Source organism: Sulfolobus sp. A20 (assembly GCF_001719125.1).
Taxonomy (GTDB): Archaea; Thermoproteota; Thermoprotei_A; order Sulfolobales; family Sulfolobaceae; genus Saccharolobus.
Genome location: NZ_CP017006.1, coordinates 311,586 through 325,346, shown reverse-complemented (window position 1 = coordinate 325,346; position 13,761 = coordinate 311,586). Strand labels below are relative to the sequence as shown.

16 protein-coding genes and 1 tRNA gene are annotated in these 13,761 nt (G+C 35.1%); 15 read left to right on the top strand and 2 right to left on the bottom strand.

Going from position 1 to position 13,761, the window contains the following annotated elements:
- Nucleotides 1–18 precede the first annotated feature (18 nt).
- The 15 genes from BFU36_RS01595 (at nucleotide 19) to BFU36_RS01525 (ending at nucleotide 13,267) form a co-directional block, all read left to right on the top strand.
- Nucleotides 19–258, top strand: coding sequence for a hypothetical protein (locus BFU36_RS01595; protein WP_069281705.1), 240 nt, complete (start codon nucleotides 19–21; stop codon nucleotides 256–258).
- A 137-nt stretch (nucleotides 259–395) separates the two neighbouring features.
- Nucleotides 396–1,844 (top strand): RtcB family protein, encoded by a 1,449-nt coding sequence (locus BFU36_RS01590; protein WP_069281703.1) that lies wholly within the window; start codon nucleotides 396–398, stop codon nucleotides 1,842–1,844.
- Nucleotides 1,841–2,782 (top strand): deoxyhypusine synthase, encoded by a 942-nt coding sequence (locus BFU36_RS01585; protein WP_069281701.1) that lies wholly within the window; start codon nucleotides 1,841–1,843, stop codon nucleotides 2,780–2,782. The genes BFU36_RS01590 and BFU36_RS01585 overlap by 4 nt, the downstream gene beginning before the upstream one ends.
- A 28-nt stretch (nucleotides 2,783–2,810) precedes the next feature.
- Nucleotides 2,811–4,406 carry a DNA topoisomerase VI subunit B gene (locus tag BFU36_RS01580; RefSeq protein WP_069281699.1) on the top strand — a complete coding sequence of 532 codons (1,596 nt, stop codon included), beginning with the start codon at nucleotides 2,811–2,813 and terminating at the stop codon, nucleotides 4,404–4,406.
- On the top strand, nucleotides 4,403–5,572 hold the full coding sequence (locus tag BFU36_RS01575) for a DNA topoisomerase IV subunit A (protein WP_069281697.1): 1,170 nt from the start codon (nucleotides 4,403–4,405) through the stop codon (nucleotides 5,570–5,572). Before BFU36_RS01580 ends, BFU36_RS01575 begins: the two co-directional genes overlap by 4 nt.
- 332 nt (nucleotides 5,573–5,904) lie before the next feature.
- A complete protein-coding gene (locus BFU36_RS01570; protein ID WP_069281695.1) occupies nucleotides 5,905–6,300 on the top strand; it encodes a translation initiation factor IF-5A in 396 nt (131 codons plus the stop codon).
- Between the two features lie 2 nt (nucleotides 6,301–6,302).
- Nucleotides 6,303–7,640, top strand: coding sequence for a signal recognition particle protein Srp54 (locus BFU36_RS01565; protein ID WP_069281693.1), 1,338 nt, complete (start codon nucleotides 6,303–6,305; stop codon nucleotides 7,638–7,640).
- Nucleotides 7,612–8,709, top strand: coding sequence for a pseudouridylate synthase (locus BFU36_RS01560; RefSeq protein WP_231961213.1), 1,098 nt, complete (start codon nucleotides 7,612–7,614; stop codon nucleotides 8,707–8,709). The genes BFU36_RS01565 and BFU36_RS01560 overlap by 29 nt, the downstream gene beginning before the upstream one ends.
- Before the next feature lie 18 nt (nucleotides 8,710–8,727).
- Nucleotides 8,728–9,594, top strand: coding sequence for an NAD(P)-dependent oxidoreductase (locus BFU36_RS01555; protein ID WP_069281689.1), 867 nt, complete (start codon nucleotides 8,728–8,730; stop codon nucleotides 9,592–9,594).
- Between the two features lie 6 nt (nucleotides 9,595–9,600).
- Entirely contained in the window at nucleotides 9,601–10,398 is a 798-nt protein-coding gene (locus BFU36_RS01550; protein ID WP_069281687.1) for an SDR family oxidoreductase, read from the top strand.
- A 111-nt stretch (nucleotides 10,399–10,509) separates the two neighbouring features.
- Entirely contained in the window at nucleotides 10,510–10,692 is a 183-nt protein-coding gene (locus BFU36_RS01545; protein ID WP_069281685.1) for a chromatin protein Cren7, read from the top strand.
- Nucleotides 10,693–10,723: 31 nt separating this feature from the next.
- The gene (pyrH, locus tag BFU36_RS01540) at nucleotides 10,724–11,404 is read left to right on the top strand and encodes a UMP kinase (RefSeq protein ID WP_069281683.1); all 681 of its coding nucleotides are present in this window, start codon (nucleotides 10,724–10,726) and stop codon (nucleotides 11,402–11,404) included.
- A gap of 5 nt (nucleotides 11,405–11,409) precedes the next feature.
- Nucleotides 11,410–11,685 carry a hypothetical protein gene (locus BFU36_RS01535; protein WP_069281679.1) on the top strand — a complete coding sequence of 92 codons (276 nt, stop codon included), beginning with the start codon at nucleotides 11,410–11,412 and terminating at the stop codon, nucleotides 11,683–11,685.
- A gap of 63 nt (nucleotides 11,686–11,748) precedes the next feature.
- Nucleotides 11,749–13,134 (top strand): homocitrate synthase, encoded by a 1,386-nt coding sequence (gene lysS / locus BFU36_RS01530; protein ID WP_069281677.1) that lies wholly within the window; start codon nucleotides 11,749–11,751, stop codon nucleotides 13,132–13,134.
- A gap of 34 nt (nucleotides 13,135–13,168) precedes the next feature.
- Nucleotides 13,169–13,267 (top strand) — tRNA-Leu (locus tag BFU36_RS01525).
- A 31-nt stretch (nucleotides 13,268–13,298) separates the two neighbouring features.
- On the opposite strand, the gene BFU36_RS14455 is transcribed toward BFU36_RS01525, so the two are convergent.
- Nucleotides 13,299–13,631, bottom strand: a complete 333-nt coding sequence (locus BFU36_RS14455; protein ID WP_231961212.1) for a hypothetical protein — start codon at nucleotides 13,629–13,631, stop codon at nucleotides 13,299–13,301.
- Nucleotides 13,594–13,740: a carbonic anhydrase gene (locus BFU36_RS14450; protein ID WP_231961282.1), complete on the bottom strand. Its 147-nt coding sequence runs from the start codon at nucleotides 13,738–13,740 to the stop codon at nucleotides 13,594–13,596. The genes BFU36_RS14455 and BFU36_RS14450 overlap by 38 nt, the downstream gene beginning before the upstream one ends.
- Nucleotides 13,741–13,761 lie beyond the last annotated feature (21 nt).

The following is a 13,761-nucleotide window of genomic DNA, read 5'->3' as shown; positions in this document are numbered from 1 at the left end:
AAAATCAACGTTCAATCTATGGATAATAAATATATCTGTAGTATTTGTGGTAGAACTTTTCCTGAAGGGCAAGGTATAAAAATTGAAATTGTAGGAGAAAAGTTATATTTTCATAGTAAGTCTTGTGCATATAAGTTTCTAAAAGAGGTAATCTTGAACTCAGATTCAGATTGTATAGGCTCATCAGTAAAGAATATACAAAGAAAATATAAAGAAATTCTTGAAGATAAGGCAAAGAAGGCGCAAAAGAAAATTTAAAAATATAAATTGACTTTAATTGGAATATCTATTTTAGATTACTAGTAAATTAAATTTCTGTATTTTTCCTCCATTATCTCCGAACATTATTAGGTATAAATTTATTTATTTTACGACGTAATTATGGATGGATCGAAATGCAGATTAACCTTGTTAGAGTTAGTCCGTATGAATGGAGGATAAATAAAGGTCATCAAGCTTGCATGAAGGTTCCAGTTACCGTATTTGCCGATGACATATTAATAGAAAAAATGAAACAAGACTTAACGTTAAATCAAGCAGTTAATGTAGCCTGCCTACCCGGCGTTCAAGAGTCTGTTTACGTACTTCCTGATGGTCATCAAGGTTACGGTTTCCCAATAGGTGGAATTGCTGCCACAGCCATTGATGAAGGTGGTGTAGTAAGTCCAGGTGGTATTGGATATGATATAAATTGTGGAGTTAGATTACTTAGAACTAACTTAGATTATAGTGATATTAAACCTAAATTAGCCGATCTCGTAGAAGAATTACATAGAAATATCCCAAGTGGAGTTGGAAGTGAAGGGAAGGTTAAATTAACTTCTCAGCAACTAGATCAAGTTTTAGCTGAAGGTGTAGCTTGGGCAGTAGATAAGGGGTTTGGTTGGAAAGAAGATATGGAACATATGGAGCAGCATGGAAGTTGGGAGATTGCTGACCCGTCAAAAGTCAGCGTCATAGCTAAACAAAGAGGGAGTAGTCAGCTGGGCACATTAGGTGCGGGAAATCATTTCCTTGAGGTTCAAGTAGTTGATAAGATATATGATGTAGAAGTTGCTAAAGCGTTAGGGATTACTCACGAAGGACAAGTAATGGTAATGGTTCACACAGGATCTAGAGGGTTAGGGCATCAAACTGCTAGTGATTATCTTCAAATAATGGAAAGAGCCATGAAGAAATACAACATACAATTGCCAGACAGAGAATTAGCTGCAGTGCCATTCGAAAGTAGGGAAGGACAAGATTATTTCCACGCTATGGCTTCAGCTGCTAATTTCGCGTGGACAAATAGACAGTTAATTACCCATTGGGCTAGAGAAAGTTTTGGCAGGGTATTTAGAACAGATCCTGAAAAATTTGACTTACATATAATATATGATGTCGCCCATAATATTGCTAAAATAGAAGAGTATGTAATTGAAGGGAAGAGGAAAAAAGTTTTAGTGCATAGGAAAGGTGCTACTAGAGCATTTCCGCCTAATAGTCCAGAAATACCAGCAGATCATAGGAATATAGGCCAAGTGGTTTTGATACCTGGTAGTATGGGTACAGCCAGTTATGTAATGGTGGGAATTCCAGAAGGAAGGAGAACATGGTTCACGGCACCTCACGGTGCTGGTAGATGGATGTCTAGGGCTGCTGCAGTTAGGAGTTATCCAGCTAACAGTGTTGTAGAGACCTTAGCGGAGAAAGGAATTGTAGTAAGAGCTGCTACAAGAAGAGTAATAGCAGAAGAAGCTCCTGGTGCATATAAAGATGTAGACAGAGTAGCTAGGACAGCACATGAAGTTAAAATAGCTAAATTAGTGATTCGTTTAAGACCAATTGGGGTAACTAAAGGATGATAAATAGAGATGAATTATTGAAGGAACCTATTGAAGACCTTAACTTAAAGGATCTGAGAAATTATGCAAATATTATTTCAGACATTTTTGAAAAAGTATATGGATTCAGCAGTGAGGGAATAATAAGAGCATCTCAAGTGCTTAAGGAAATGATGAGAGAAGCTGATCTTAGATTTTTATCATTTACAGCAAATTTAGTATCTACCGGTTTAAGAGGTTTGTTTGCTGACTTAATAAAAGAAGGATACTTTAACATTATAATAACCACTGGTGGAACCGTAGATCACGACATTGCTAGAAGCTTTGGTGGCAAGTATTATAAGGGGTCATTTGATTTTGATGATTCAGTTTTAAGGGAGTTGGAAATTCATAGACTAGGTAACGTCTTAGTTCCTTTTGAATCTTATGGAAAGGTAATAGAGGATGTTGTGAGGAAATTTATACCCGAAATAGTTAAGGATAAGAAGGAAATATCCGTTTATGAACTTCTGTGGGAGTTCGGTGAAAGGATCTCAGATTCTAACTCCATTTTAAAAGCTGCATATGATAAAAAAGTTCCAATAATTGTACCGGGGATAGTTGACGGTAGCTTTGGTACGAATCTTTTCATACAGTCGCAGTTTTATAATTTTAGAATTAATTTATTTGAGGATATGAAATTAGTTAAAGATTTGATTTTCTCTTGTAAAAAGAGCGGTGCTCTTATCATTGGAGGTGGTATTAGCAAGCATCATACAATCTGGTGGAATCAATTTAAAGATGGTTTAGATTATGCTGTATATGTCACTACAGCACAAGAGTATGATGGTAGTCTGAGCGGGGCCAAGCCTAGAGAAGCTATCTCATGGAATAAAATTAAGCCTGATGCAAAAAATGTTACAATTTATGGTGATGCTACAATAATATTACCTATTTTGTCTGCGTCTTTATTAAGCTAAACTGTTCTATATATAAGGTGTAACACTTATGTCGGCTAGTAAGGAAAAATTTACCAGCTTATCACCGGCAGAATTCTTTAAGAGGAATCCGGAATTAGCAGGATTCCCTAATACGGCTAGAGCTCTCTATCAGACTGTTAGAGAGCTAGTTGAAAATGCTTTGGATGCGACTGATGTTCATGGAATTTTGCCTAATATTAAGATAAGTATAGATTTAATTGATGCCAACACGCAAATATACAAAGTTAATGTAGCAGATAATGGTATAGGAATACCACCTCATGAGGTTCCTAACGCGTTTGGAAAAGTTCTCTACAGTTCTAAGTATGTCAATAGGCAAACCAGAGGTATGTATGGGCTAGGTGTAAAAGCTGCGGTTCTGTATAGTCAAATGCATCAAGATAGGCCAATAGAGATAGAGACTTCGCCAATTAACTCAAAAAGAATTTATGTTTTTAAACTGAAAATTGATATAAACAAAAATGAACCAATAATAGTAGAAAGAGGATCTGTAATTAATGATAAGGATTTTCATGGCACTTCAGTAGCAATATACATACCAGGGGATTGGACGAAGGCTAAGTCTAGGGTATATGAGTATATAAGGAGAACCTATTTAATAACACCTTATGCTGAGTTTATATTTAAGGATCCAGAAGGTAACGTGAATTATTTCCCTAGGCTAACTAATAAAATACCAAAACCTCCACAAGAAGTTAAACCCCATCCATACGGTGTTGATAGGGAAGAGATTAAAATAATTGCCAATAACCTAAAAAAGGACTATACAATTAAAGAATTTCTCATAAATGAATTCCAGAGTGTAGGTGAGATAACTGCTGATAAAATATTAGAGTTAGCAGGGCTAAGAGGTAATAAGAAGGTCAAGTCATTAACTGAAGAAGAGATAACTAGGTTAGTAGAGGCTTTCAAGAAATTTGAAGATCTTAGACCGCCTAGTGCTGATTCCTTGTCTGTAATAGGGAGTGATTTAATTGAGTTAGGCCTTAAGAAAATCTATAACCCCGAATTCGCAGTTGCTGTTACTAGGAGACCTAAGTCTTATCAAGGTCATCCTTTCGTTGTAGAGGTAGGGATAGCATATGGCGGAAATATTCAAGCTAGCGAAGAGCCTATCGTATTAAGATATGCTAATAAAATCCCATTGATATATGATGAGAAGTCTGATGTTATATGGAAGGTAGTAGAGGAAATGGATTGGAAAAGATACGGAATTGAGGGAGAGCAATATCAAATGGTCGTCATGGTTCATTTATGCAGCACTAAGATACCTTATAAGAGTGCTGGAAAGGAGAGTATAGCAGAAGTAGAAGATATAGAGAAAGAAATAAGGAACGCTTTGATGGAAGCAGCAAGAAAAATGAAGCAATTCTTAACTGAGAAAAGAAAGGAAGAGGAAGAGAAAAAGAAATTATTAACTTATCTTAAATATATTCCTGAAGTGAGTAGATCTTTCTCCATATTTATGTCAGATGGTAATAGGGAGGCAGCTTTAAAAATTCAAAATGAGTTGGAGAATGAGCTGTTTAAGCTTATCTCAAGGAAGCTAAATTTAATTAACATTGAAGAATATAGAAAATTGTATAGGGTAGATAGTGAATGAGCTCAGAATTAACATCAAAAGTAGATAAAGAAGCTAGAAGGAAAGCTGCTAACGTTTTAAAGGGAAGAATTTTGAATGTTTTAGAGCAAGTTAAGAAAGGAGAACCATTAGTTATGGAAATACCTATGCGAACATTATCTAATACAATTTACGATGAAAAAAGGAAGTTATTATTACTAGGTGAGAAGAAGCTTAAGCGAAATTTCCTTGACCTAAACGAAGCAAGGAGATTTATGCAAACTTTATTAATGTCCTCAATAATTTATGAAGCTCTAATTAATGATGAGTATCCAACTATACGTGATTTATACTACAGAGGTAAGCATTCACTTTTATTAAAATCTATCAATGATAACAAAATAGTATCGGAGGAGAATACGTGGGATGAGCAAAAGGAGTCAGACAGTGTAATAGCTGATATAGAAGTGTTCACTTCTCTATTGAGAGAAGAGATGTTAATATTAAGCAAAGAGAAGGGTAAAGTGGTAGGGAATTTAAGAATAAGAAGTGGTAATGATATTATAGATCTCAGCAAAACAGGTCATGGTGCGTATGCTATTGAACCTACTCCGGATTTGATAGATTTCATAGACATTGATGCAGAATTTGTTCTAGTCGTGGAGAAGGATGCGGTATTTCAACAATTGCATAGAGCAGGATTTTGGAAGCAATATAAGTCCATTTTAATAACCAGTGCCGGACAACCAGATAGGGCTACTAGAAGGTTCGTTAGAAGACTAAATGAAGAATTGAAACTCCCAGTGTATATTCTCACCGATGCTGATCCTTATGGATGGTATATATTTAGCGTATTTAGGATAGGCTCAATAACGTTATCTTATGAGAGTGAGAGACTAGCTACACCAGAAGCCAGATTTTTAGGTGTTTCCATGAGTGATATTTTCGGAAGTTCTAAGAAGAAACCATATCTTAGTGATGTTGAGAGGAGGAATTACATAATCAGAGCTAAGGATGCAGATATTAAGAGGGCTGAAGAGATTAAGAATTATCAATGGTTTAAGACTAAGGCATGGCAGGAAGAAATTAATACTTTCCTCCAAAAGAAGTCAAAATTGGAAATAGAGGCTATGGCTAGTAAGGGTCTAAAGTTCTTAGCTTTTCAGTACCTGCCAGAGAAGATAAAGAGTAGTGATTATATTAGTTAATTCAGCCGAGACAGGTTATTTCATCTTTTTGTCAAAATAGCTCTCTCATCATTATTATTCGATATAACCTAATATTTCATTAAAAGTGTTTCTCTTGCATGTGTTGCAATAGATATATATGCTTTTTTGAGAACTTATGTCAAAACTGATATTAAGTAGTCTTTCCGTATTGCAGTTTGTACACCTTACCTTCCATGGCATAGTTTAATAATGGGATCAGTATAAAATAAAATTGCTGTGAAGACCTAGCTAGGGCTGAAGTGTGATGAAGGGCCAAAGCTCGGAGCGTAAGAGTTTAAAGTTCAACTGTTTTATATCATTAAGGGTTAAAAATGAGCATAACTTACACGACAGTTGGTGAGTTAAAAGAAGGTAGTTACGTAGTAATAGATGGCGAACCTTGTAGAGTTGTCGAAATAACTAAAGCTAAGACTGGTAAACATGGCAGTGCTAAGGCTAACGTAGTTGCAATTGGTGTTTTTAGTGGCGCTAAAAAAACCTTAATGGCTCCAGTGGACCAACAAGTAGAGGTTCCAATCATAGAGAAGCACGTTGGACAAATAATTGCAGATATGGGGGACAAAATACAAATTATGGATCTAGAGTCTTATGAGACGTTCGAAATGGAGAAGCCAAATGAGGACGAACTAGCATCAAAAATAAGACCAAACGCAGAAATAGAATATTGGGAGATTATGGGAAGGAGAAAAATTGTTAGGGTCAAGTAATAATGTTAGAGAATTTAAGGGACGCGGTTAGAAAATTTCTCACTGGTTCTACACCCTATGAGAAAGCAGTAGATGAATTCATAAAGGATCTTCAAAAGGCTCTTATTTCAGCTGATGTTAATGTTAAGTTAGTTTTTTCATTAACTTCGCGGATTAAAGAAAGATTGATTAAAGAAAAACCTCCATCTATTTTAGAGAGAAAGGAGTGGTTTATATCTATAGTGTATGACGAATTATCTAAGTTATTTGGAGGAGATAAGGAGCCTTCTGTTAACCCTACAAAGAACCCCTATATAATAATGTTAGTTGGAGTTCAAGGAAGCGGAAAAACTACTACTGCCGCAAAGATAGCATATTTCTACAAGAAGAAGGGATATAAAGTGGGGTTAGTAGCTGCTGATACATATAGACCTGCTGCATTAGATCAATTAGTGCAGTTAGGCCAACAAATTAATGTTCCAGTTTATGGAGAAAGGGATAATAAAAATGCTGTTGAAATAGCTAAAAATGGTATCTCAAAGTTCAAAGATAATATGGATATAATAATAGTTGATACTGCGGGTAGACACGGGTATGGAGAAGAGAATAAGCTATTAGAAGAGATGAAAGAGATATATGAGGCTATTAAGCCAGATGATGTAATATTAGTTATAGATGCATCAATAGGGCAAAAAGCATATGATCTAGCCTCAAGATTTCATCAAGCGAGTCCAATTGGGTCAATTATAATTACTAAAATGGACGGTACTGCTAAAGGTGGTGGAGCTTTATCTGCGGTAGCTGCTACTGGAGCCACAATAAAATTTATCGGTACTGGAGAAAAAGTAGATGAGCTTGAAGTATTCAATCCAAAGAGATACGTTTCACGAATTCTTGGGATGGGAGATATAGAGACAATCCTAGATAAAATTAAGGGTATGGAAGAATATGAGAAGGTCCAGAAGAAGATGGAAGATGTCATGACAGGAAAATCTAAATTAACTTTGAAAGATGTTTATGATCAGCTGATAGCACTAAGAAAAATGGGACCATTGTCTAAGGTTCTTCAGCATATACCGGGTCTAGGCGTCATGTTACCTATGCCAGATGAAACTCAGTTAAAGATAGGTGAAGAGAAGATGAAGAAGTGGATCTCGGCACTTAATTCTATGACATACAAGGAGTTAGAGAATCCAAATATAATTGATAAATCTAGGATGAGAAGAATTGCTGAAGGTTCAGGGTTAGAGATAGAAGATGTAAAAGAGCTTTTAGAATGGTATAATAATATGAACAAGTTGCTAAAGATGGTGAAGAGAAAGAGGGGAGATTTTGAGAAGTTCTTCAAGGGAAAGATCTAGTATAATAGATACAGTTATTAAAATCTTATCCGAGTATCCATTATGTGATAACTGCTTAGGTAGGTGTTTTGCTAAATTAGGTTATGGGTTGGATAACAAGGAAAGAGGAAAAGCAATAAAGACGTTTCTTATTTTATATCTTGATCATAAAATAAAGAATCACGAAATTGAGGATCTTTCTATAGTAAAGGAGATTTCTCAGAACATGGGGGAATTATCTAAAAATTGGTTCAATTTATATTTTTCATCTGATGAATTTCAAACTAAGAAATGTTATATTTGTGCTAATAAGATTGAGGAATATAAAACAGATTTTCTGGATAAATCTCTACAGATAATTAAAAGTAAACAAAGAAAGTATGTGCTTGGGGTAGAATTAGATGAAGAAATTAAGATGAAAGAGAACGAAATAATGAATAAATTCAATCTATTTTATATGGAAAGTATTAAAAATGAAATAAAAAGGGATGTCGGGAAGAGGTTAACTCAACTTGGTTTTCCTCCGGATATCGATAATCCAGATATAGAGCTAATATATACAATTTCTACGAAAGAGGTTAAAATATTGGAGAAACACATTAAAACTCTATATGTTTATAATCGCCTAACAAGAAATTTACCTATTTCCTCGTGGTTCTCTAAAGATAAAGAGGGTTTAGATAATCTACTAGGTAAGAAAATAATATTAGCTTTTTCTGAACCATCGGATGTAAGGATAATTACAGAATATCCATTAATTATAGAAGATGAGGAAAGGGAAAAGATAAACATTAATGGTTATAATATTGTAAAAATGATGAGCGTTGGAAAGAAGGAGATTGAGAGTATTTCAAATCTGAAGCCATCAAGGAAAAAATATAGAGTGACAGTATATTCTCAAACTAACCCTCCAGATTCTTTTAAACTGTTCGATAATATTTACGATATTTTTATTGACTGCAAATCTTTTAATGAATTAAAAGAGAAATTAGATAAGATGAAACTTGAAAGTAACATGATAGTACTATCAATAGATTTGATAGATGTGGAAGGTAGGATTAATAATTTAGTAGAAACATACATTAAGTAGGATTTAAGATATAAAGTTATGAAAATAGGTCTTATCGGACTAGGTGTAATGGGATATAGAATAGGGGCAAATCTAGCTAAAGCATCTAAATTAGATTTAGTATATAATAGAACTCAACAAGTTGCGGATAAGTTCTCAAAAGATTATGGGGTAGCTAAAGCTTCTAGTATCGAAGAATTGGTGAAAAAATCTGATGTAATCCTCACCATGTTAGCTGATGATAAAGCTGTGAGCTCTGTAGTTGAGCCAATAATTCCGCTTATGAAGGGTAAAATACTTGTTGATATGAGTACTATAAGCCCTACGCTTAGTATAGAATTGGCTAAGAGAATATCTGAAAATAATGGAGTTATGTTTGATTCACCAGTAATAGGGACTTCAACGTTTGTTGAACAGAAGAAGTTAGTAGTGTTAGTAGGCGGTCCTAAGGATAAATTTGATATAGTTCATGATATACTGAAGGAGACCTCTTCGGCAGTAGTTTATATGGGTAACAATGGAATGGGTCTATATGCTAAACTTGTTAATAACTTACTATTAGCCTCCTACGTGGTAGCGATTGCTGAAGCATATAATTTTGGGTTAAAAGCTGGATTAGATCCTAAGCAAATCTCAAATATACTAACTAATTTAAGTAGTGCTAGATCACCTACTACTGAATTAAAGGCACCTAAGTTAGTTAATGAAGACTACTTAGTTCAATTTGCTACAAAACATATGAGAAAGGATCTAGAAATTATTATTAGAGAGTCTCAAAATTTGAAAGCAATTACTCCGCTTTCCTCAATTTCATTGCAGCTGTATAGAATGGCTGAAGCTTTAGGCCTCTCTGAAAAAGATTTCATATCTGTAGTAGAAGTCTTCAAAAGCCTTTCTCCCAAATAGTAAACTATGAATATAAACATTTCAGGTAAAAGGGTTCTAATTACAGCCTCCACAGAAGGTATAGGTAGGGGGGTTGCTGAAGCCTTTTTGCGTGAGGGTTGTAATGTTGTAATATCATCTAGGAGTGAACAAAAACTTAATAAGGCATTAGCGGACTTAAGGCAAATCAGTCCGTCTATATGGGGCTTCATATCAGATCTAACTGTTGAAAGTACTTTAGAAGAACTCGTTATGAAAGCAGTTGAGGTGATGAAAGGAATTGACGTGCTCGTAGTTAATTCTGGAAATCCTCCAAAAGAACCTTCTTTTTTCTTTGAAAACTCAATGCAAGATTGGGAATATTCAATAAGATTATACTTGCTTAGTGCGATAAAACTTGTAAATTTAGTTTATCCATATATGAGAGAACAAAGATGGGGTAGGATATTTTTCTTATCGTCGTGGACAGTAAAGGAACCTCAAAGATTGTTTTCTTTAGCTGATATAACTAGAGCTCCATTAATTCAAATGGCTAAGCTCCTAAGTAGAGAGCTAAGTCAATTCAATATAACAACTAATGTTATTCTGATGGGTAGCTTCGATACTGAAGGCGCTAGAAGATCGTTAAAGAAATACGCTGAAAAGGTAGGTCAACCTGTGGAAGTGGTATGGGAAAAAGAGGTTTTATCTCAAATACCTCTACGTAGATCTGGAGATATTAAGAATGAGTTAGGATCTCTGCTAATTTATCTCTCGTCAGATTATGGAAGTTATGTTAACGGTTCCTATATATTGATCGATGGTGGGATAACTAGATCAGTTTGAAAGCTAATGGAAATCTTTAATATTACCCTTGAAGGACTGAAGGTATTATACCTCACATAAGTCATGGAAAGGTTTATAAAATTAGTCCTATAACATTACTATAGATAGAATATGAGCTCAAGTAAGAAGTCTGTAAAAGTTAAGACGCCTAATGGGAAAGAGATAGAACTAGTGCCAGAGAAAGCTTGGGCTTTAGCACCAAAGGGTAGAAAAGGAGTGAAGATAGGACTTTTCAAAGATCCAGAGACTGGAAAATACTTTAGGCATAAATTACCGGACGACTATCCCATATAACTTTAAAATCACTAACTTTTTTCCCATATTGATGAACATTATTTTAAAGATAAGTGGAAAATTTTTTGATGAAGATAATGTAGATAATTTGAGATTGTTAAAGGAGAGTGTTAAAGAACTAGTAGAACAAGGCTATAGAGTAGGAGTAGTAACTGGAGGAGGAAACACTGCAAGGAGATATATAAAGTTGGGGAGAGAGATTGGCATAGGCGAGGCTTATCTTGACTTATTAGGAATATGGGCGTCTAGATTAAACGCTTATTTGGTAATGTTCACCTTGCAAGATTTGGCATACATGAAAGTTCCTCAAAGTTTAGAGGAGTTTATAGAAGCTTGGTCTCATAGTAAGGTAGTTGTTACTGGTGGCTTTCAGCCAGGGCAATCTACCGCTGCAGTAGCATCATTAGTAGCTGAGGCTTCTTCATCAAAAATTTTAGTGATGGCTACCAATGTAGACGGTGTATACGAGAAAGATCCTAGAATTTATTCTGATGTTAAACTAATACCTCGTCTAAATACAATGGATTTGAGGAAGATTTTAGAGAATTCTCAATCAGTTCAAGCTGGAACTTATGAGCTACTCGACCCACTAGCTATAAAGATAGTGGAGAGATCGAAGATAAAGGTAATAGTTATGCACTACAAAAGATTGAACAAAATAATTAATATACTGAATGGAGAGGAAATATCATCTATAATAGAACCAATGTGAGTCTCATGTCAATCTTAGAAGAAGAAGAATTTAGAAAATTAAAAGGGTATAAAGGGAAAATAAATTATAATGCTCTAGCTAGAATCTTAGATGAAATAGAGCTAGATTTGAAAAGTAGCAAGGATATTAAGACCTCTATAATCTATATTTACACTAATCATTTGGAGGAAGTTAAGAAAAATAAGGAGTTCTATGAGTTAGTAGCTGAAATATTGCAAAAGTATTATCAAAAGATAGGTATTGAGAATGTTAATCAGTTGATACTAAGCATTCTTAAATAATTCTAATTTCGAACCCCTCTTTACCGAATTTATTATATATCCTTTACTTAATCTCTTTTTCCAATGATAAAAGTTGGTATATTAGATTCAACTCTTAGAGAAGGTGAACAAACTCCTGGTGTTGTATTTAATATTGATCAAAGAGTCGAAATAGCTAAGGCTTTATCTGATTTAGGAGTTTCTATGATAGAAGCAGGACATCCTGCAGTCTCTCCAGATATTCATGAAGGGATAAAGAGAATAGTAAAAATGAAAAAAGAGGGTATAATAACATCTGAAATAGTTGGTCATAGTAGGGCGGTTAAAAGGGATATAGAAATTGCTGCTGAATTGGAGGTTGATAGGATAGCAATATTTTATGGGGTTAGTGATATTCATTTGAAAGCAAAACATAAGGCGTCTAGAGAAGAAGCGTTAAACGTTATAGCAGAGACGATAAGTTATGCTAAATCTCATGGGGTAAAGGTAAGATTTACAGCAGAAGATGGTTCTAGAACGGATCTAAACTTCTTGACGATAGTATGTAAGACGGCAAGAGACTCTGGAGCAGATAGGGTAAGCATAGCGGATACGGTAGGTATCTTATATCCTTCAAAAACTAAAGAATTATTTAGCTATCTAGCAAGAGAAGTCAAAAACTTAGAGTTTGATATACATGCTCATAACGATTTAGGACTAGCAGTAGCCAATTCGTTGGCTGCAATAGAGGGCGGGGCTACAATAATTCACACAACCGTTAACGGGTTGGGGGAAAGAGTAGGCATAACTCCCCTACAACAGATTGCAGCTGCAATAAAGTATCATTTCAATATAGAGGTAGTAAAATTAGATAAATTGCAATATGTATCTAGTATAGTCGAGAAATATAGCGGAATTCCTATGCCACCAAACTATCCAATAACTGGGGATTATGCTTTTGTGCATAAAGCTGGAGTTCACGTAGCTGGAGTTTTAAGCGATCCAAAGACGTACGAGTTTATGCCACCAGAGACTTTTGGCAGGTCAAGAGACTACACCATAGATAAATATACTGGTAAACACGCTTTAAGAGACAAATACGACAAACTAGGAGTAAAACTAAGTGAGATCGAATTAGATCAGATATTAGCTAAAATCAAATCTAATCCAACCATAAGATTTTACAGAGATGTAGACTTGTTAGAATTAGCTGAGGAAGTGACTGGGAGAGTACTAAAGCCTAGACCACCGGAACATATAGAAGCTATGATTTCAGTTAAGTGTGATTCAAACGTTTATACCACTGCAGTAACTAGACGTATATCAGTTATTCATGGTGTAAAAGAAGTTATGGAAATCTCTGGCGATTACGATATTATAGTAAAAGTGGAGGCTAGAGATTCAAACGAATTGAACCAAATAATCGAGAGTATAAGAGCAGTTAAGGGTGTTAGGTCAACTTTAACTTCTCTAGTGCTTAAAAAGATGTAAAATCTTTTAAGGCTTGAAAACTAAGATTTTTATTGCGGGGGTGCCCGAGCTGGTCAAAGGGGGCGGACTCAAGACCCTTATGTAAGAGATCCGCTGGCGAAGGCCTACGCGGGTTCAAATCCCGTCCCCCGCACCTTTATGAACATGGTATTTCTAAGTTTTTGTTACAATACCGTGTTGAAATCTGGTGTTTCAGCACATACTAACCGATTAGGCTTCCTTAGCCTATGCGTTTTTACCTCATATACATAACCCGATATTTTAACATCCATAGTTATTAGAGGATGATTTCTTAGGATTCCCACGTTTTTAATCGCCATTTCGTCAGGAGAGTTTACACCTAAATCCTGATAGAATTTAAACCATTTTATGAAATCTTCTTCTGAAGAGAGTCGAAACGCAGGTAATAAGGGGTCTAATTGAATCTCTGTGGGCTTTATTCCTTTTCCTTTAAAGTATTCAATCGCCCTCTTTTCCAGTAAACCTAAACATTCCACAATCAGTATGCGTTACTACAATTATCTCCTTAGTTCCGAAGAAATTTGTAGTTAACGTGACAGATCTTATAGCGTCATCAGTTACTATTCCACCAGCGTTTCTGAAGATATGTGTATTATCAGGCTGTAT